11 protein-coding genes are annotated in these 19,962 nt (G+C 59.9%); 6 read left to right on the forward strand and 5 right to left on the reverse strand.

What is annotated here, in order from left to right; all coding sequences use genetic code 11:
- Nucleotides 1–192 precede the first annotated feature (192 nt).
- The gene (locus IFT87_RS18465; protein WP_192191535.1) at nucleotides 193–7,230 is read right to left on the reverse strand and encodes an autotransporter outer membrane beta-barrel domain-containing protein; all 7,038 of its coding nucleotides are present in this window, start codon (nucleotides 7,228–7,230) and stop codon (nucleotides 193–195) included.
- Between the two features lie 416 nt (nucleotides 7,231–7,646).
- Between IFT87_RS18465 and IFT87_RS18470 the strand changes: the two genes are divergently transcribed.
- The 5 genes from IFT87_RS18470 to IFT87_RS18490 all read left to right on the forward strand — a co-directional run bounded on the left by IFT87_RS18470 (nucleotide 7,647) and on the right by IFT87_RS18490 (nucleotide 12,778).
- On the forward strand, nucleotides 7,647–8,696 hold the full coding sequence (locus IFT87_RS18470; RefSeq protein WP_192191536.1) for a S1 family peptidase: 1,050 nt from the start codon (nucleotides 7,647–7,649) through the stop codon (nucleotides 8,694–8,696).
- A gap of 326 nt (nucleotides 8,697–9,022) precedes the next feature.
- Nucleotides 9,023–9,664: a hypothetical protein gene (locus IFT87_RS18475; RefSeq protein WP_192191537.1), complete on the forward strand. Its 642-nt coding sequence runs from the start codon at nucleotides 9,023–9,025 to the stop codon at nucleotides 9,662–9,664.
- Entirely contained in the window at nucleotides 9,648–10,922 is a 1,275-nt protein-coding gene (locus tag IFT87_RS18480; protein ID WP_192191538.1) for a hypothetical protein, read from the forward strand. The genes IFT87_RS18475 and IFT87_RS18480 overlap by 17 nt, the downstream gene beginning before the upstream one ends.
- A 696-nt stretch (nucleotides 10,923–11,618) precedes the next feature.
- On the forward strand, nucleotides 11,619–12,005 hold the full coding sequence (locus tag IFT87_RS18485) for a hypothetical protein (RefSeq protein ID WP_192191539.1): 387 nt from the start codon (nucleotides 11,619–11,621) through the stop codon (nucleotides 12,003–12,005).
- Nucleotides 12,006–12,013: 8 nt separating this feature from the next.
- Entirely contained in the window at nucleotides 12,014–12,778 is a 765-nt protein-coding gene (locus IFT87_RS18490; protein ID WP_192191540.1) for a Fic family protein, read from the forward strand.
- Nucleotides 12,779–12,927: 149 nt separating this feature from the next.
- Here IFT87_RS18490 and IFT87_RS18495 read toward each other — a convergent pair whose 3' ends face one another.
- Nucleotides 12,928–13,971 carry an HlyD family secretion protein gene (locus tag IFT87_RS18495; protein ID WP_192191541.1) on the reverse strand — a complete coding sequence of 348 codons (1,044 nt, stop codon included), beginning with the start codon at nucleotides 13,969–13,971 and terminating at the stop codon, nucleotides 12,928–12,930.
- A 314-nt stretch (nucleotides 13,972–14,285) separates the two neighbouring features.
- Between IFT87_RS18495 and IFT87_RS18500 the strand changes: the two genes are divergently transcribed.
- Nucleotides 14,286–16,364 (forward strand): peptidase domain-containing ABC transporter, encoded by a 2,079-nt coding sequence (locus IFT87_RS18500; RefSeq protein WP_192191542.1) that lies wholly within the window; start codon nucleotides 14,286–14,288, stop codon nucleotides 16,362–16,364.
- A 2,053-nt stretch (nucleotides 16,365–18,417) separates the two neighbouring features.
- Here IFT87_RS18500 and IFT87_RS18505 read toward each other — a convergent pair.
- The 3 genes from IFT87_RS18505 to IFT87_RS18515 all read right to left on the reverse strand — a co-directional run.
- A complete protein-coding gene (locus tag IFT87_RS18505; RefSeq protein WP_192191543.1) occupies nucleotides 18,418–18,867 on the reverse strand; it encodes a hypothetical protein in 450 nt (149 codons plus the stop codon).
- 88 nt (nucleotides 18,868–18,955) lie between these two features.
- Nucleotides 18,956–19,525, reverse strand: a complete 570-nt coding sequence (locus IFT87_RS18510; protein WP_446740637.1) for a recombinase family protein — start codon at nucleotides 19,523–19,525, stop codon at nucleotides 18,956–18,958.
- 140 nt (nucleotides 19,526–19,665) lie between these two features.
- Nucleotides 19,666–19,962: hypothetical protein (locus tag IFT87_RS18515; RefSeq protein WP_249403449.1), on the reverse strand; the 297-nt coding region annotated here is incomplete at its 5' end.

Consider the following 19,962-nt stretch of genomic DNA (forward strand, 5'->3'; position numbering starts at 1 on the left):
GATGCATAATTCCGATGCACAATCAGCGCATGATTTACGGCTAGCTGCGATGCTCGGCAGCGACGAAGCGCTCACGCGCGAACTGGTTCGTCGGCTTCCTGCCCTTCTGCCCGGCATGCCGGCTTAATCGGGCAGCCCACTCAGGCGTTCCAGCATCCGGAAGCGGGCCTGGCCACTTCCGGATGCCCCGCGTCAAAACGCCAGCCGAACTCCCGCGCGGGCCGACGCGCGATGGTCCGCGTCGCCGCTCTCGCCGGAAAGCGCGCCGAACACCGCCAGACGCTGCGTCACGGCGATGTCGGCACCGAGCGTCGCCGTCGCGAGCAGGGGTGCGCGGGCCGCGCCCGTCGCCAGCAACCCGAGGTCGCCGCCGCCCAGCGCAGCCAGAGCATAGGGGGTGCGCCCCTTTACCTGATACCGCGCACCGATCGTCAGATACGGCCGGGCGGTCGTTATACCGCCCGGCGAAACGGCACTTGCAAAGGTCAGGCTGCCGTCGACGAACGCCGCAGTGGTGCGCTGCTTGGCAACTGTAAGCGCGAAGGCGCTGCCCCCGGTTTCCGCCACGCCGTCGCGCGTGGTGCGGATCGCGGTGCCGCCGATTCTCGGCCGCACCGTCCAGGCGCCCGACAGCGGTACTGTGGCATCGATGCTCGCGTCCGCAGTCCAGCTATGCAGGTCGTAGCGCCCAAACGCCGTCCCACCCGGCAGCGCGCGACGCGTGTCCGCCTGCGCGCCGTCATAGGCGACCATCGCCTTCATGCCGACCGCGCCACGCTGCACGCGGCCGTGCACGCCCGCGACGCCGCCATCGGCCTGCGTCCGCGCACCAAGGCCGGACAGGGTCTGGTGGCCGTTCAGCCACCCGCCGAACGCTCCCAGCGACCAGCCCTCGCCTGCGACGCCGATGCCGGCGAGGAAGCCATAGCCGTTGACGGTGGTCCGCGCGGTGCCGCGCGCGACGTCCGCGCCCAGGGTGCGCGTGCCGCTAAGCGCTGAGGCGAAGGTGTACACCCCCGGCGTGTCGCGGGTCGGCGCGAAGGCGCTGCCGCGCGCTGCGTCGGCCAGCGTCAGCCCGTTCTCCACGCCGATCTGGCGTGCGGCGGCATAGGGTTCGGGGGTGACCTGCGAGAACGCCGCGGCATTGGTGCCCCCAGATGCGCCAACCAGCAGCGGCGCGGCGGCGATCAACGCGGCGCTCGCCTGCCCGCTAGTCAGGACGCCGTTGATGTAGTCGATGCTGTTGCGCACCTGGCCGGTATAGCCCGCGTCGTTCCGGAACTGGCCGAGCAGCCGGATGGTGTTGGCATCCTGCACCACGTAGCCGAACAGCGAAGCGGGCTTGACGACGGTGGTGAAGCTGCCGGTGATGCCGCTGCTGGTCGTGATGAGATCAAGGCTCTGGCCCGGCGTCAGCGTGCCGGTCGAGACCAGTTGCAGCGTCGCCCCGCCGGCGATCGTCAGCGCGCCGTTAATCACCAGCTTGTCGGATATCGTCGGCGTAATCTCGAACAGCGATGTCGATGTCGAGGCCAGCGCGACATTGCCGTTGACCGTCATCGTTCCCGGTGAGGCGCCGGGGCTGAGCGTTCCCGCAACCGCGATGTTGCCGGTGACCGTGCCTGCCGAGCCGAAGGTCGCGCCCTGGCTCACGGTGAACGCCGCGGCGGTCATGCTCGAGCCCGCCAGTCCAACCAGCCGCCCGCCGGTCAACGTGACATTGCCCAGCGAAGCGGCGCCCGCGATGGTCGCGAACCCGCCGCTCATCCGATATGCCTCGACATTGGCGATGCTCGAGAACGCGACCGGCGCCGTGGCGCTGCCGCCCGACACGTCGATACTGTCGGTGCCCGCGCCGCCGTCCACCGCGTCCGCAAATCCGCCGGCGATGATGAAGCGGTTGTCGGCCGATCCGAACGCCACGCGTGCCGCGAGGCCCGCGTCGGCGGCGATCGTCAGGTTGCCCGCCGCGGCCAGCGTGTCATAGGCGAAGCCGCCACCGCCGAGCGTCAGCGTGCCTGAGCCTTCGGTCGTCAACCGTGCGAAGTTGGTGAGCGTGCCCGCGCGCAGGCCTAGATCGCCAGCCGACAGGTCGAGCGTTGCCGCGTTGCTGCCTGCGCCCCCGGACACGATGCCGGCGAGCGTGCCGCCCGCCGCCAACCGGAAACCGTCATTGCCCGCGCCGAGATCGATCGTCCCCGCGAGCACGCCGCTCCGCGTCACCGTCACCGTCTTGTCGCCACCGGCGATCGCGATCGACTGCCCGTCGCTGCCGAGCGTGCCGGCGATGGTCAGTGCGTTACCCGTAAGCGCCAGCGTCTCGAACCCGGTGGCGGTACCTGCCAGCGTCACGGCGCCCGTATCGGTCAGCCGCAGCGTGTCAGTGCCGAGGCCCCCGTCATAGCGGCCGGCCAGCGTTGCCGCGCCGATCGCGAGCGTGTCGTTGCCTGAACCAAGCCGGACCGCACCGACATCGCCGTCGAGCGTCACTTGCGTCGCCGGACCGGTCGCAGTGATCTGGCCTACCGCGTAGCTGCCCAGTCCCAGTGATAGGCTGGTACCGGTGAGCGCGATCGACTCGAAGTTCTGGTCGAGCGTCAGTGCCAGCGTGCCGCTGCCGTCCACCGCCAGCGTCTGGAAATTGGCGCGCGCGCCGATGCCGACGCGGTCGCCCCCCAGCACCACGCGGTAGAGATTGGTGCCTGCACCTCCGTCGACGCTGCCATTGGCGCTGCTGCCGAGCCCTTCGACATAGGTGTCGTCGCCGGCGCCGAGCAGCACCGCGCCGCCGATCGCACCGGTGTTGATGACGATATCGTTGCCGTCCGCCAGCGTTATCCCGCCCGCGATCGTGCCGGCATTGACGAGGGCCAGGGGGCCACTGCCGGCCGATCCCGTGACGGTGGTCTCGCCCTGGGTCGCCAGCGTCTGGCCCGCCGCGACTGTAAGGGTGCCGCCGGTAAGGCCGATCGTGTCGACGCCGAAGCTGCCCGAGAAAACGCCCGTCCCGGTGCCGGTCTGTGTCACGCGTTCGAAATTTGCGATCTGCGATGCGGCGAGCGACACCGTGCCGCCTGTCGTGGCCAGCTCATAGCTATCCGTGCCGTCGCCGCCGTCGGCGAGCCCATTCGAGGCCCCTCCTACCCGCTGGATGAAGCGATCGTCGCCCGCGTAGAGATCGACCAGGCCGTTGATCGTGCCGGCATTGTCGACCGTGTCTGTGCCGGCATCCAGCCAGAGGTCGCCGGTTATCGTCCCGGTGTTGCGGATCATGTTGTCGAAGGCACCGTAGGTGACGATGGCGGCGCTCCTCGTTGTGCCGACCGCACTGATCGTGCCTGCGTTGATCAGGTTCAACGCGCTGTCCTGGGCGAGGATGGCATAGGCGCGGTCGCCGGTCGCGCTGATCGTGCCGCCGGCTGCGTTAGTGATCGTTCCCGACAGGTTGGCGCCCTGCACGTTCAGTCCGTAGGCGCCGGAGGGATAGTTTCCGCCCGTCACCGGCATGGCCGTCGCCGAAATGGTGCCGGTGTTGGTCAGCGCATAGGCGAAGGGCTGCGACGGCGATTGGATATAGAGGTTGAGCGCATACGCGGATCCCGGGCTCTGGGCGGAGATCGTGCCGCTGTTGGCGATGCTCGCCGTGCCGCCATTCCCGCGGACGCCGATCTCGAAGTCGGCGGCGGTGGTGCCGTTGCTGCTGGTGATCGTGCCGCTGTTGGCGACGCCGAACGACACCGGCGCCTCGGCGGAGTCGGACAGCAGCGAGGTGTACAGGCCGCCGTCGATCCGGCCGCTATTCTCGATCGTCATGCTCTGCGTCGCGTACAGGCCGGCTGCCTGCGTATAGTATGTCGCCGTGCTCGAAACGCCGATCGTGCCGCTGTTGGTGAACGACGGCACCGTTGCATACACGCCGCCCGCTACCGCGCCGGCGTTGCTCAGCGAGGCAAGAACCTGATCCGAGGGGAAGATCGAACCGGCGAGATAGGGCGAAGACAGCGGATAGGGCAGCGACGTCGTCAGCATACCCGCAATATTCGCCTGGTTGACGATGCTACCGGTGCCGACGACGTAGAGATTGCCGTTGAACGTGTCGCTCGCAGTCGCGGTCACGACGGTATCGACACCGACCGCCTGGACCAGCGAATCCTCGAAATTGCGTACGCCGGCCGGGGTGATGTCCACCGTACCGCTGCTGGCGAACGCGCGGCCATAGATGTCGGTGCCCTCGCCGCCATCGACGATACCCGAAACGCCGAGCGCATCGCCGGTCTGGAGCAGCAGGTCGTTGCCCGTCCCGAACAGCAGGTCGCCGGCGATCGTGCCGCCGGCCGCAATGTAGCTGGAGGAGCCGTAGCTGCGCGAATTGGGCCCCGCATACCCCAGATCGACCGTACCGGTGATCGTGCCTGCATTGCTGAGCGTCGCGGACTGGAGCTGGATCGCGTTACCCAGGCCGGCGATCGTGCCGCCGGCCTGATTGGTGACCTGCAGCAGATAGCCGGCATTGTCCGTGGTGATCGCGGCACCGCCGGTGGAGACCAGCGAACCACTGTTGACGATCGTCCGAGGGCCCGAGAAATCCGAAGAATAGAAATAGCCGAACTGCGCGGCGCTGCCGCCGACGCTGATCATGCCGCTGTTGGTGAGCGAGCCGAAGCCGGTCACGCCGGTTGACGCCTTGCCGCCGCTGGCCTGGGTGATGAGTCCCGTGTTGCTGACCACGGCGGCATTCGAAATCCCGGTCGCACCGTTCAGCGTGATGGTCCCGGCATTGGCGACGTTCGCGCCGCCATAGATCGCCGCCGTTGCATAACTCGTCTGATCGTTCACAACGACGCTGCCAGCGTTGGTGAAGCTGTCGCCCGCCAGCAGTGTAACGGCGCCGCCATAATACGCGCCGTTCGTGGTGGTGCGCGTGACGGCGATCGCTCCGCGACTGGTGATCGACAGCGCGCCGGTGGTCGTCGTCGCGCCGGGATAGGTGATGGCATAGGTCGACTGGATCGCAGGCGCATTCGACGTCGCGATCGCGGCGTCGAAGTCGACGCTGCCGTTGCCGGCAAGTTGAAGGGGCTGGACGCGGGTCTGACCGGCGGGCGCGGTCATCGTCAGCGCCGCGCCGTTTGCGAGCTGATAGCCGACACTGGCAAATGGCCCCACATTGCCGGTCGGAAGCGTGGCGGTTGCGTCCGCATTGACTGCGTACCGCAGTGCAGAGCTGCTACCGGCGGTGACGGTGCCGGTGATGCCGGCGAACTGGCCCGGTCCGGTGTTGACCAAATCGGTTACCAGCGTCGCCCCGTTGCCGAGCGACAGATTGCCGTTCAGCACGCCGCCTGTCTGCGCGATATAGGACAAGCTGTTGTCACCGCTGAACGCGCCATTGAAGGTTACATCGCCGTTGATCGTGCCAGCGTTAGCGACGCCCGCATTGAACGGACCGACCGAGATAGCGCCACCGCTGCCGCCATTGACCACGCCGCCAGCAGCGTTGATCAGATAGCCATAGCCCTGCACGCTAACTCCGGTACCGCCCGAGCTGATCGTGCCGGTGTTGGTCAGATAGATGCCGGTGAGCGCGCCGATGGTCGCGCCGCTGATCGTGCCGCTGTTCGATCCGGTATAGCCGACGTTCCCGTACAGATCGACGCCGACACCGCCGGTGGAGATGATCGTCCCGCTGTTGGTCAACACGCCGTCGAACAGCGACACGCCTGTGCCGGTGGCGGCGATGACCCCGCTGTTGATCACCGGGTTGTATGAGACCGATACGCCGGTGCCGCCGGTCACGGTCACGCTACCGCTGTTGGCGAAACTGTGGCTGCTCAACACGATTCCCGCCGATCCAGTGTTGCCCGTTAGAAGGGCAGTAATCGACCCCTCGTTACGGAACTGCGCGCTGGTGTCGAACGCGTAATCCAGATCGCTGACTGCGCGCGTGGCGAGCGCGATGGTCGCCTGGTTGACCACCGTGCCCTGCCCGGTGACGACCAGCGGGGTCGCGGTCGAGAAGCCGACCGTCAGCGTCGCCGTGACCTTCGCATCGGGCGCCAGCAGGAGTTGCCCAAAGCCCGCGTTCAGGTCGATCGGCGTCGTCACAAGGGTGTCGGTGGCGAACACCACCCGCTCGGTATTGGTGCCGCCACCCGCGTTGATCGTGCCCGTGATCCCCGTCGCCAGTGCACGCGTCCCCACGTAGCGCGCGATCAGCGTGTCGTTGCCGTTGCCCAGCGTCACTGATCCGTTGATCGTGCCGGCGGTCGAATCGATCGTGCTGCCGCCGTTGCCCGCGGTGACGTTGCCCGTCACGGTGCCACGGTTAGTGAAAGTGAGCGACGTCGACGCCGCGATCGCGGGCGCGCCTGCACTGCTGATCTGCCCGCCCGCCTCGTTGGTGACGGTCAGCAGACCGCCCGACAAGGCTAAGCCGCTGCCGGCATTTGCGATCGTCCCCGCATTGGTGACGGTCATGTAATAGTTCGGTCCGGCCAAGATCGTCGCCGCGACCGATGTCGATCTGATCACCGCGCCCGCCGCATTGGTGACCATGGGCCCATAACCGATCGTGGAATTAAGCGCGCTGCCCCCGCCGCCGTCGATACTGCCCGCATTGGCGAGCGTGGACAGCTGTCCGACGATCCCGCCGACGATGCTCGCGCCGGCGCGGTTGGTGATGGTCGAAAAGCTGGTGAGCAGGTTCGGATATCCCTGCGCGGTCGACACCGTGTTGGCGAGCAGCGCAGTCCCGCCGGTGCCGGTCACCGTGCCCGCATTGTCGACGCTGACGGAGACGGTGCCGTTTTCGTTGCCTGGCGACTGGAGCAGCGCCAGCGCCGTTGCGCCCGTCACGCTGCCGCCCGCGCCGACGGTCAGCGCCGTCTGTTGCGTGCTGTAATAGGAGCTCGGGTTCAGCGTTCCCGAGTTAACCGCGATCGCGGTCTGCCCCGGCGCGGAGACGGTGCCCAGCACGGTGAGCGTGTTCGTGGAATAGGGAGCCGAGCTAGCACGCGGCACATCCACCGCGATCGCCGGCGCGCTCGTGTTCGAGACGGTAGCGCCGCTCGCGACGATCAGTATCGTATCCCGGGTCGTCACGCGGACGCCATCAGTGTCGGTCCCGGCGCAGGTCGTCGTTCCGTTCGCCGTGGTCGGATCGGGCGCGCATTGCGCCTGAGCGACCGCCGGCAGCGCCAAGCCCCATGCCAGCGCGCTCGTCCCGAGCACAAACGACAAACGACGGCAGCGCACGGCCGGAGCAGAACGTATCACGATTGCATTCCCCCTAATCGGCATCTTTGCTGCCGTCTTTCGTTTCTCTGCGCGACTTTCGACGACTTTGTCCAGTGGCGCGTAAATAGGCCCCGCATATCTCGACGGGCTTCTATTCGTAGCGATTGGGCGTAAGCGGTCACGGTCTTGTCGCCAATGCTCTAACTTCCGAACGTTTCGTAAGTCCTGAGTTTCGGACGTTGCATATGTCCCGCCTTTCGCGACAGCCCCGGTGTAGCTGCCACGTCTCCGGCCCCGTTCTGGGTAAGAGTCGGGAGGGTGGACACTCCGCGATCTGCTAGCGCCCTATGCCTGCGTCTTATGCAGCAATAGCTGCGCTCCGCTCGCAAAATTGTTCTAAAGCTGACGCCATGGCGACCTATGCAGAACTAGACCAACAGCGGCTCAAGTATATCCAGCGGGCGGAATGGAAGCTGACCCAGCTCTTCACCAGTGACCGTGCGGCGCTGGTCGACGGGCTGCGGGCAGGCCTAGATTTCGGTAGAACCGATCCGCATGCTGAGAGCAAAATTAAGCTGCTCACGGAAATGAACCTCCTGTCTCAAGGGACCTTTGAGGCACTGATAGCGGGTGGTGAGAGCTTCACTGCCCTGCATCTGATCGCAATCTGGGATCGGCTGGTAGCGGCTCAAGTTTTTGTCGCCGGCTTCCGGCGCGATGTACACGCAATCGCTGACTACCATATCGATCTTGGCCGCTTGCTCAGGCACCTGCGCGATGGCACTTTCCGCAACATCTTCTCGCCTGCCTCTGCGCTTCACCGACACTATGCATCCGTTACGGTCGCAGTCGACGTCGAAACTGAACGGAGGGTCGAAGGGGAGGAGGGCGAGCAGCTGGAGATCGGGGAGAGCAGGGGCAGCGGCTTCATCGTCCGTCATCCTCATGACGGCCCGCTCTGGCTGGTCACGGCCAAGCACAATGTGGACCCGGCAGACGGCTTGGTGAAACGCGTACGCCGGTACGTGACCGGGGAGGGTGTCGAACTCACCGTCGGACGAGTTTACCTCTCGCCGCGGTTCGACGTGGCAGTCGTGCAGTTGAAAACCGAGATACCGGCAACGCCGTTCGCCTTCGGCGATCCGACTAGCGTGTTTGACGAGGTTTTTACCCTCGGTTTCCCGCAAGTGCCGGGCGCTCAGGAGGCGCTTCTCGGGCATCGAGGCGAGGTGAACGGGCACGTCGATCTTTATCTCGATCGCTGCTCGGCGATCCTCATCTCGAACTTGGTCTCGCCAGGCAGCAGCGGCGGTCCGGTGATGGACCGGTTTGGGCGCTGCGTTGGCATGACCATCCGCTGGCTTGAGGCCGAATGGGATAACGAACGGGCGCGCTTCTCAGCCGCGCTCCCCGCCATCGTTTTGAAGGATACGATCGCAGAGGCGCGGTTAGCATCCTGATCATCTCCGCGCGCGGAGCACCTCACGTCACCGTCAGGCCGAGACTGGTGCAAGTGAGCTATCATCGTTGCCACGCGCTCAATCGGCTATGTCGCAAATGTGCTGACATTTTGCGGTCGCGTATATCCCGATATATGCGGCGGGAGGCGACAGTATCTATGTGCCTCGAAGAGAACTTGAATGACCGTGATCCACCGGCCCACCCGCTGATCGGGCGCATTGTAATTCTGGCCACCTAATCTACCACTGACGATCAGAATGCCGCTCAATGCGGCGGCGCCATCCTCGACGACGGATATGGTACAGACGGGCGGGGGAATGCGAAGATGTCTTATGAAACAAGCAGGGGTGACAACGGCAGCTTCTACGATGGGTGCATCCGGACCTACGGCGCTGCCACGCGGCTGATGGGGGAGGTCTGGGAAGAGGTCGTTGGCAAGCCAATGGAGACGCTCTCAGGATCGCCAAAAACCCGTTTCCGGGAAGCGCTCCGCTATTACGAGGAAGCGATCAGGCGCGGCGGTGCCCCCAGCCTTGACGGCATGCTCCGCAAGGCGGCTGCTGCTGACGAGGTTCTCAGATCGCTAATAGACGAGAGTCTCGACAAGCCCGACGCGGCGCTTTCACAAGACGTGGACGACGTGCCGCCGACAGTTTTTAAGGACGCCATCAGAGAGGAGGCGGGGGAACAGGCCAGCGACGAGCCCGTCGATATCGATCTGGATCAGTTCCTGAGAGGTGCCGTAGCGCGTGTTGTCCGCACGATGACTTGGAGGCGCCGGCTCAACGTGGGGGAGAATAGGCACTTCCCACGGATGATCCAATGGGTACGCGAAATCCAAGTCGAGACAACATGGAACGATCGCGTGGGGCTGCGGCTCATGAATAAATCCGGTGCCGGACGTGTCGCTGCATACCCGCGGGGCCCTCATGGTCTGAAGGTGCGGATTGATGCAAACTGGCTCTGACGAACCCGTAGCGAATGAGGAACCATCGAGCCGCTGGTCGACGACTGGATGGCGCCGCTGGATAAGCGTGGGTCGACATTGGAACACAGCGGAAGAGAAACGAGCCGCCGGCTCAACTCTCGACCTATTTTTCGGCGCATTGCTAGGAGCAAACCTTGCCCGCTCCGCCGACGTCAGCACCGTCCGTTACGCGTTCACGGTCGGCATAGGTGCCTTAGCTTTCGTAGTGCTGGCGGCCACGAGAAAATCGATCAGCCGATTCCGGACTTTGGGAATATGGATTCTCCTTCTCGCCTGCACCGGAGCGGCTGTCGCCGCCTCGTTCATCCCCACCCTGAATAGCGTCGCGGATTGGGTTAAAGGTCCGCTTATCGCGACGGTCGTATGGCTTATTATCGGCTGGTGGATCGACAGCCCGGCGGGCCCCGATACCGCTGATGCGATTCCAACAGGACACGATTCCCCCTCCGCCGTCGAACTACCGGGACCACCGCTCCTGTCGATAGCTCTGACCGGTCTCACCATCCTCGCCATCACAGTCGCCGGATACCTGAAGTTGGCTACCGTCAGCGAGCACCCATTCGCCTACCTTATCTATGGAGCCGGGATATTCGAACTGGTCCTCGGAGGAGCCGCTCTCGCAATTGCTATTGGCGGCGTTGCGCTGGCTAACCGTGCCGCCGAGACGCTTCCCGAAACCGCTTCGGCCACCCAACGGGATCATCGTACGATCAAGCAATACGGTGGGACGTTGATGTCCGCCACGGGTGGGGGTGTCGGACTAGTTCTGTTACAGGGAGCGCAGTCGTCGACGGCTGTTCAAGGATCCTCAACTGTAGGCTTCTTCGACCTGATGACGTGGCTGGGTACCTTCGGCACACTGGTGGTCGTCGTATGCGGAGCGCTCGTGGCGGTGTACGCCAAGCGTCGTGAGGACGAGGCCCGCCAGTTGGATTCCGTTCGCAACATGCGCCAAGCATGGATCAACGAGGTCCGAGATCTCCTCGCCTCGCTTATGCTTAACGCTCGAATCCTAGCTGACGCGGCCACGCATAGAGTGGTGTCGACCGACGTAGTTCGCCTAGCCCTCGCTGATCTCCGCCGGCTCGAGTTACACCTCAATCCGACCGAGCCGCACCACGTTGTGCTAATCGAAGCGCTGCGGTCGCTTCTTCACCACTCATCGCTTCAAGGTCATCTTGGACAGAGTGCCATCATTCCCCTCGCATCAACGGAGTGGAGCCAGTTGCACGATTGAGTAGTCGCGCTGTCACAGCTCGCGCTCAAGATCGAGTGGATCGTAACCAGTCACGGGCCGCGCCTCGTCGAGGTCAAGGTAAGAACGCTTTGGACAGCTTTGCGCGAATACGAGACACGGAACGAGCCAGAGCTTCGCAGGCTGGCCGTGCAGGCATGGTCAACCCGGCGAAACAGCGCAGAACACTTGGTAGCGCGATCAGAGGCTCCGCCACCCCCTATAGGGGGCGCTGCGCCTCTGCGTGTTGAACCGGATACCAGGACTTCTGTCGACCCTGGACCGCCTAATCTACCGACCGATTAGAAGCGTCGAGAGTAAATACCTTCGAAGTACGCATCTAGTGCCAGCTCTATCCTTCGCCCTTCATGTTGCGAATGTGCTGATTTCCGGCCGTATCGAATGTCGGCATTTTTGCGACACCAGCAAATTCGATGGTGAGTAATACGAAGGCGTTGATCTCATGCGACGAATCAAACTTTACCGCTCATAGACACCCTGTGTGATCAACGGTTGGGTGCCAGTTTGCGCTCGCGTCACCTATCCATAAGCCGATTTATACAGGGTTATCGACCACAGCCTGCTGGCGGTTCATCGAGATGATGGCGCATCCAAACCACTTTGCGCTACCCATCCTCACGATTTCATTAAAATTGCGAGGTTTTATCAGGTCTTTAGGTGGTGACGAAATAGCGATGTATGATTGATCACTTACGCGCATTGACGCCGAAAAATCATGGAGATACCCTAAAAAACCTCCGATCATGGAGAACACTGGAGGTTAAAATGCGTCCTTTGACAAACGCCGAACTGTCCGCAGTGTCGGGTGGAAGCGACAGCTTGGACAGCTGGCTTCAGGGAATGATTTTTGACGGTGTTTTTCAGTATAGTGGTGGCACAGGGTGGGGTTCTGAAAGCCCTCCACCGGCGCCCGGCTGGTGGGGTGATGCCACTGCACCCGAATTTCAGCATACAGTCGATTTAAACAATAATCCCAATAGTTCCTATTACCAGATGTTCTGGCCCGCTGGTGCAACATATGATCAGGCAGCTAGGAATTTTCCCGGAATGCAATTTGTTCCCTGAACAGTAAAATGGATCAATATCTTAGCTTTTTTTCAGGCGGTGTTAAAGAAGTCGGTTGTCCGCAATTGTCGGACTTTAAATTTAATAAATACAACAACCTGATTTCTGATATATCTAAGATAGATGAGTATTATAGAAGGCAGCCAAGCAGAGGCCTCGCAAACGATTTAAACTGCACGTGTGCAAGTATGTTTGCTCAATCCGATGAATCGGCGGACAACAAATTGCTTCGCAGGCTTCTGCTTCGCCCAAGCGCGCCACCAATAGTATACTCGTATTTATCCAAATTTAGAGACGAGCCTTTTAGTGGTGGGGCGTGGGTTGACGACTTGGTGTCAGCATTAGTTGGCCGTAATGTGTCGCCGCGCGACGGCGATGTCTTCTCTACTAAAGACAGTTCTGGTATAAGGGTAAAATACCCAGCCGCAGCTGTAAGTGGTAGCTGGCTACCTTTTACTCAATTAGCATTGAGTAAAACTATCGAAAATCCCGTTGCTTCGGCGGGCATATCCTACGCGGCTATAGTTCTCAATCATCCATACGCCGACGGGAATGGAAGAATCGCGCGGGCTTTTTTACAGGGCTCACTTCATAGAAGTGGAATATACTCATCTCCATTTCTACCTATTGACACAGCGTTCAGTTTAAGTGGCGTGCGCCTAATTAGATCCCTAAAAGATCTTTCCGATTATGGAAATTGGAAAGATTATTTAGAGGTTTTTAGTTCTATCATCAGTAATTCGTTAAAACTGCACCACAAGTATTGCGCATAGTGAACTTGTAATGCGAGCAATTAAAAATAATTGCCGCATAAGAGATGCCACGCCTTGAGAAAACACAATCTAAAAGGCCTTCCGCATTCTCCGAACTAACCATCGAGATTTATTGATATCAAAGATTTCGTTGGGCCGTCACCCGCCATTCAATCTCGAAAGGACTGCTCGGCAGCTACTAGGGGATCGAGAAACCACTGCATCGCCGTTCTTCGATCGGTAACGACGTTCGCCTCCAGCGTCATTCCGGGCTGCAGCTTTGGCGAGAGCCCATCGGCAAGCTGTGATCTCCCCTCGATCCTGACACGCACGCGGTATACCGGACCATCGAACTTTATTGGCGCAGAATATTCCACGGCACTGACCGCCGCCCTGCTGATCTGCTCGACCACTCCAGTAATGGAACCATATTTTTGAAACGGAAAAGCGTCCACCAGAAGACGAACGGATTGCCCTGGCCTAATGAACCCCGATGCGCGGGTCGGCAGAAGAAGCTCGGCTGAGAGGCGCCCTGGAGGAGCGATGGACGCGATGGGCAGGTTAGGCTTCGCCGTTTCGCCCGCGCGTACGTTGACGGCTGCCACGGTGCCAGACACGGGCGCGCGAAGTGTACCAGCAGAACGATAGTCAAGCGTGGCTAGGCCAACACGTAGATTAGCCCGCCGAGCCCGCAACTCGGACTCTTCCACCCCCTGCTTCGCAATGCTGTCCGCCGCGTCGGATCGCAACCCAGCCGCTTGAGACCTCTGGTCGCGAATGTCACGATCGATCGCGTTGACCGCTTGCTCCAAAGTAAGCACCGCCTGCTCACGCCGATCCTGATCAAACTTTGAGATGAAGCCACGTCGGACGAGTGGCATAGCATTGTCGTATTGAGCCTGAGCAAGATTTCTTTGTCGTTCCTGCAGAACCTTTTGTCGCTCGAGTGTCCCAAGCGATGCTTCGATCGTTTCTGCCTGCTCCTGTAGCCTCGAAGCGCTGATGCTCTGCCTTCGTCGCGATGCCGCGATTTGTGCGTCCACTTCAGATATCTGCGAGCCTGTCTGTCGCCGTTCCTGTTCACCAACAGCGCCTGAGGTACCGTAAAGTTCGGTTGTAAGGATGGCGAGAACCTGTCCCTTTTTGACTTGCTGTCCCGGACGTACTGCCACCTCCTGCACAATCGCGCCAGCTGGTGCATAGGCTTCGGCCATCCCCGCTTCAGGTACGATCCATCCTGGCGCGGTTTCCTTGCGCGCGAATGTCGCTAGTGACAGAAACGCCCCAGCTGATATCGTTATAACGATTAGGAGCCCGGTTATCGTGGCGAACGTTGTCGGCTGGTAGATAGTGACGTCGCCGTAGAGTTGGCGACGCTGACCCTCGATGGCTTGGGACCGGAATAGACTCACAGCTTCGCGAATGTCACATGGGCCATAGTAGCACGATCCTAGCTGCCCACAGCGCTGAGCACCAGTCCATGACGATCATATCACCAGAGGACGGCACGCTTAGCGGGGGTCCGTCCATGACCCGAACCGTCCTCCAGAACGAAGCCGCCGAATGCGGACTTGCTTGCTTAGCAATGATTTCAAGCGCTTTAGGACACCAGGTGACCCTCGCTGAGTTAAGGCGCAGGTTCTCAGTTTCGGCAAAAGGAGTCAATCTCCGGTCACTAATGGACATGGCAGATACAATCGGCCTAGCAGCCCGCCCTCTGAGACTTGAGATCGAGGACATCTCGCAACTTAAGATACCAGCGATTTTGCACTGGAATCTAAACCATTTCATCGTTCTCGAGAGACAGAAGGGATCCCGCTATCTTATTCACGATCCGGCAAGGGGACGCCGGTGGCTCGATCGAGAAGAACTTAGTCGATCGTTCACTGGTGTGGCGCTGGAACTCACGCGGACGCCAGATTTCGTGCGGCGCGATGATCCCGAGCGGGTACGGCTTGGAGACCTTTTTCGCAGAGTTCGCGGTCTCGTGCCATCCATGGTTCAGATGTTTATTCTTGCGGCGGTAATGCAGCTTTTTGCACTTCTTTCTCCCATTCTAAACCAACTTGTTATCGACGAAGCAATTACTAAAGAAGACGCCGGCCTGCTTACGGTGCTTGCTGGCGGAATGCTGCTCTTGCTCCTGACGACAACCGCAGTAAGGCTGCTTCAAGGTTTCGTTGGCCTGTACATGGGCACACAGATGTCCTTTCAGCTCCAAACTAACATGCTGAGGCATGTTCTAAGACTTCCCGTATCTTGGTTCGAAAAGCGGCACGTAGGTGACATTCTATCTCGTTTCGGTTCCCTTCAGCCCGTTCAGGATGTTCTTCTAAATTCGGTAACTTTGGTTGTTCTAAATATTCTGGTAGGGGTGCTGTCCCTAGCGATGATGTTGGTCTATTCACCCCTTCTAACTCTTCTCGAGACGGGAAGCGTTATTATGTTTTTTATAATCAGGCTCGCAACTTTCCCTTACGTCCGACGCAAGACAGAAGAAGGCCTCCACCTTGATGCAGTCGTGCAGTCGACATTCTTAGAAACTATAAGAGGAGCTCGAACTTTCAAAATGTTTGGCCACGAACGGGACCGCGTTGCGACATGGCAAAACGAACAGGCACGACTTATCAACAACCGGATTTCGCTATCCAAATTCGGTCTCTTCGGAGGAGCAGGTACGTCACTTCTAGGCGGCGTTCAGCAGATTATCGTCTGGTTCATAGGCGCAAAGATGGTCATAAACGGCGATCTTACCTTAGGGATGCTTTTCGCTTTCCAAGCTTATACTTCCCAGTTTGGCGGAGCTACGTCAGTACTTATAACTCAAACCTTCACTTTCCGTACGATGAAGCTTCATCTCGAACGCCTGTCAGATATCATCCACGCTGACGAGGAGAAAGGGCTGGAGGTCGCAGTCGATCCACGTAGGCCTCCTATGGGGGCTATATCCCTACACAATGTAAGCTTCCGATACGCCGAGCATGAGCCATGGGTCTTCGACCAAGTAAGTCTCACTATCGAACCGGGGGAGTTTCTGTGTCTCGTAGGTCCATCGGGCCAAGGTAAGACTACGCTTCTTAAGATACTTCTCGGGTTTTACGATCCGCAAGTTGGTGAGGTACTTATAGGCAGTACTCCATTAAGGAGGTTCGGCATAAGATCATTTCGTAGTCGCATTGGCGTCGTCTTGCAGGATGATCAGCTATTCGCCGGAACTATCTTCGACAACATCGCATTCTTTGAAGCCGAAGCCGACACCGCAGCAGTCGAGGCTGCCGCACGCGCAGCAGCGATCCATGATGAAATAAACGCATTGCCGATGGGGTATCAGACCTTCACTGGTGATTTGGGATCAACCTTATCAGGCGGCCAGAGGCAACGTTTGCTGCTCGCCAGAGCCCTCTACCGTCAGCCCGACGTGCTGTTGCTAGACGAGGGCACTGCAAACCTCGACCCTGCGTCCGAACGAGCCGTAATGGACGTTATCCGCGACCTGTCGATAACAAGAATCGTTGTAGCTCACCGAGATGGGGCATCACTAGGTGCCACACGGTTCTGTGATGTTCGAGAAGGTAAGGTAACCGAGCTGGCCAGCCACTCAAACTAATTGCGTCCCCTTGCGCCGCCAAACCATTATCCAGTGCTGCCAAAATCAGTTCTTTACCGAAGGGCTGCAGCGCATCGATCGGCTCTGACGCCTAATAGAGTACCGGCAGGCCTGTGTCGCTGTTCGCAAAAGTCTGTTTCCAATTGCGCTTTCCAAATATGGGAGCTTGAGGAGCGAGAAAGCGGCCGTGTCGCAGATGTTCTGAGTTTCGAACGTCTCGAATATCGCTTCTTTTGCGACATTCGAGATCGATAACGGCTGTGTAGCGTCGCAAAGGGGTCTCTTTTGCAACGTCAAGAACACCCAATTGCGGACGTTTGTTGTATCGTTCACGTTGGCAGCAGGGTCAGCTAAGAGGCGAGCGGGAATGCGCTACCAGACGGACCGTCGAAGCCGGACACGAGCCATTGGCGTGTACGTGACCCTACTTATGATAGGCGCGGCGCTGGGCTTTCTGGTCAGGTTCGGCTTTATTACCGATCATATCCTTTGGTAGCGGCAGCCGACGGCCGCTCATTCCTGATGCAAAAATCAAAAGTTTTGCATCAGGACTGAGACGCAAAGCGGCCGTTCAGTCAGTGCGATCGGAGAGGGGGCTGTTCCAGTAGAGGTTCGTTTGCAAGGCGGCAGGAGTAACTACTCCCATGAGTCCGTCTCAGCCCGCCTTCCAGCACGGCACCGTTGCTTGCAATATGCCCCGCGCCCAAGTGGCAACTTCACCATCGTTGCTCGACAACGACAGCGTAGCTGGCGCGCCGCTGGGTTGAGTTACCCAGCTATAGCCACGCACTGCATAGTCAGTTCCGTGGCTCATCAGTACGCGGAGTGGTGCCCGCGATTGTGGAGTCTGCCTAATAGGACCGATGCCAAAACGGATCGGTAACCGCTCAAGCCGCTCAAGCCAGTCGAGAATTGCCGGACAGCTACTCGAATATGCCCAGCGCTCGACCGGCGCTACGGCGAGATCTGGTTCGACGGATATTCGGCGTAGCGCCCAGTGTAGCTTGCTATCCCGAAACACGGTCACGACAGTCCATCCCGTGCAAAACGGCTGTGTGGCAGTGATAATTACAGTTCCAAAGTATTGGCTCGACAAGTCAGTCTGGGGTGGCGGCTTTGCCGTTGCGCTGTCCAACCCAGCTTGCAACGTTGTACAGCGGTCCTCCGCGACCGCCTGCTGCTGCGGCGGCGGAGAGGGCAGCGCGAGCAATAGAGCCAGTAATAGCGGCATGACGTCCCTCCGACATACGATGCTACCCGCCAGCCCTATAGTCGCCTAGGGGAAATACTGGCCCGCTATTCCCAAGCTCGATCCTTTGGGGAAAGCCGTTGTGTCACCCAACGTCGGCGTACGCCATCTGCCTTTCCAATAGCGGTTGGTCCGCACCCCCATCACTTTCGCCGTTCGTGATGAAAGATTGAAACATTTTGCATCAGCGGAGGGCAAAATAGCTGGTTAGCTAATGCCCGAAGCAGCCACTTGCGGCAGACAAAGCAGTGCTTGCCAGAAGCCCGCAGATGAGCTTGATATCTCGAATGGAGGCAGTCTTATTTATCACCGCCTACGTTCTGATGCTCACAATCCCAGCGTCGGTCATCACAGCGATAGTAGTGATCTCGCTCCGGGCTTCTCGGCTGGTCCGTACTAATCGTGTACTCTGGATCGTCATAGCAGGCTCTGTCGTGCCTGGAGCTATGGTGCTTTATGGTCTGGTGCTCTCGTGGCCGTGGCCTTGGCGACAACCTGACGCTTTGCAGGATATGATACCGCCAGGGCCTGGCCTGTTGCTAAGCGCCTTCCCAGCATGGCCGTTATCTTTGACGGTGAGCTGGGTCGTTCTTCGCCGCGGCGGAGGCAATGGCAGCTAACTGCCAAAACCCTCGACTATGATGCGAAAATCACAAGTTTTGCATCATGCCGCGAACGGCTAAAACGTGACCGGACTTTGATGCGCAAATCTAATGCGTCGGAGACCGTGTTGCGATGGCAGAAAGCGCCCACTTGCGGCCGTACGTTGAGTTGTAATGCAATCCTAAACCGACTGCTTCTCTCTCAACGCTGCTCGGCGAGAAGCTCCATTTCTGGTGAAGTGCGTCCACCCATTCCGCTTATGCCGCGAGGCTGCCAAACAATGGATACGGAACGTCGCATCATTTTGTGATTGATCTCTGAAAAGCCTCCCAACACGCTGATCAGGGCATCTTGGCCATTGCAGCCAATGCCAACTCTATCGAGATATCCCAGGCTTCTGACCGCAGCATCTATGGAAACGCGTTCCGATGGTGTAAGTATATGGGATATTCCCTCAATACTCTTTACAGAGACAACTCCACGAGCAAGAGCGAACTCTGCGGTAATGCGACCGCCCGCACGACATAGCACGGATGCGCGGTAAGATTTCTCAATAGGCTGTAGTGCCGCCCAGTCTTCGAACGCGACGGGTGGCGGTGGTGGAGCGGTCATTGCAACCTGCCCCAGCGCAAAGATCATAAATAAGTTCATGATGTTCCTTGTAGCTCAATGCACCACAAGTAACACCGAACGGCAGCTTCGGCTAATGGTCAGCCGAAAGCCGTCAGTCCCCGGCCATTCAGCCTTCCCTTCGGTATAGCCTCGATATCGTCGCCTGATCGACGCCAAGCAGGGCGGCGACAGTGCGCTGCGTATCGCCAGCGGCGAGCCGTTGTAGCGCTTCGGCCTGCTGATGCGGAGTAAGGGCAGCACGTCGGCCGAACTTTACGCCACGGGCCTTGGCCTGGACCCTACCGGCAGCGGTGCGTTCGGTGATACGATGGCGCTCGTAGCTCGCCGCCACGCCTAACACGGCAATGATGACCTCTGCGAACTGGGAGGTGGTGTCCACCATCGGCTCTGCGATCGAGCGAAAGCCGGCACCAGCTTCTTTTACCGCATGCAGGATGTTCAACAGATCACGGGTATTGCGGGCAAGGCGATCGGTGGACGTTACCATCAGCACGTCGCCGGTATCGAGCGCGCCGATAGCGCGCTTGAGTTGCGGACGCTCGGCCGTCCCGCCGCTGACCTTCTCCTGATAGATCTTCGTGCAGCCGGCCGCACCTAGTTGGGCGAGCTGCTGCGCTAGGTCCTGACCGGTGGATGAGACGCGTGCGTAGCCGTAAATCATGTGCTGTTTTTGCATCGGATTTATGCATCGCGGAAGTGCCCGGTTTTGTGAGGTTTTTCGTTTGATGCAAAACTTGTGATTTTTGCATCATGTTCGTGGGGTCGATGGTCAGCTATCGAGAGTCCGGAGCCGACGATAGCTGACCACTGATCGCTTTAGTTGACGCCCCACATCTCGGCACGATTGCGAGCGAGCTTAATCATAAACTCGTCTAACTTGATAAGGCGGCGATCAACCTCGGCGGCCGAAACGCCGTTCCAAACGGAATGGTCATAGCCTTCGCGCAATGGCTTCAGGTCATCACCCGCCTGAAAGCGCTCGGCTATGTAAAGTGTCTCAAGCAAGTCTGTCGGGCGCTCACGCTCGCTCGTTTTGGCTAAGCCCCACTTCACGAGGTATTCAGACATGATGCCGTCGTTGGATGTACTAACCATCGTCATCCCCTTTCCCGT

The organism is Sphingomonas sp. CFBP 8765, from assembly GCF_014841445.1.
Lineage (GTDB): Bacteria > Pseudomonadota > Alphaproteobacteria > Sphingomonadales > Sphingomonadaceae > Sphingomonas > Sphingomonas aerolata.

Excerpts from the sequence above, each read along its gene's own strand:
- IFT87_RS18470 (WP_192191536.1), top strand. The coding sequence starts at position 7,647 with ATGGCGACCTATGCAGAACTAGACCAACAGCGGCTCAAGTATATCCAG.
- IFT87_RS18480 (WP_192191538.1), top strand. The coding sequence starts at position 9,648 with ATGCAAACTGGCTCTGACGAACCCGTAGCGAATGAGGAACCATCGAGC.
- IFT87_RS18500 (WP_192191542.1), top strand. The coding sequence starts at position 14,286 with ATGACCCGAACCGTCCTCCAGAACGAAGCCGCCGAATGCGGACTTGCT.
- IFT87_RS18490 (WP_192191540.1), top strand. The coding sequence starts at position 12,014 with ATGGATCAATATCTTAGCTTTTTTTCAGGCGGTGTTAAAGAAGTCGGT.
- IFT87_RS18475 (WP_192191537.1), top strand. The coding sequence starts at position 9,023 with ATGTCTTATGAAACAAGCAGGGGTGACAACGGCAGCTTCTACGATGGG.
- IFT87_RS18510 (WP_446740637.1), bottom strand. The coding sequence starts at position 19,525 with ATGCAAAAACAGCACATGATTTACGGCTACGCACGCGTCTCATCCACC.
- IFT87_RS18485 (WP_192191539.1), top strand. The coding sequence starts at position 11,619 with ATGATTGATCACTTACGCGCATTGACGCCGAAAAATCATGGAGATACC.
- IFT87_RS18495 (WP_192191541.1), bottom strand. The coding sequence starts at position 13,971 with ATGGCCGAAGCCTATGCACCAGCTGGCGCGATTGTGCAGGAGGTGGCA.
- IFT87_RS18505 (WP_192191543.1), bottom strand. The coding sequence starts at position 18,867 with ATGAACTTATTTATGATCTTTGCGCTGGGGCAGGTTGCAATGACCGCT.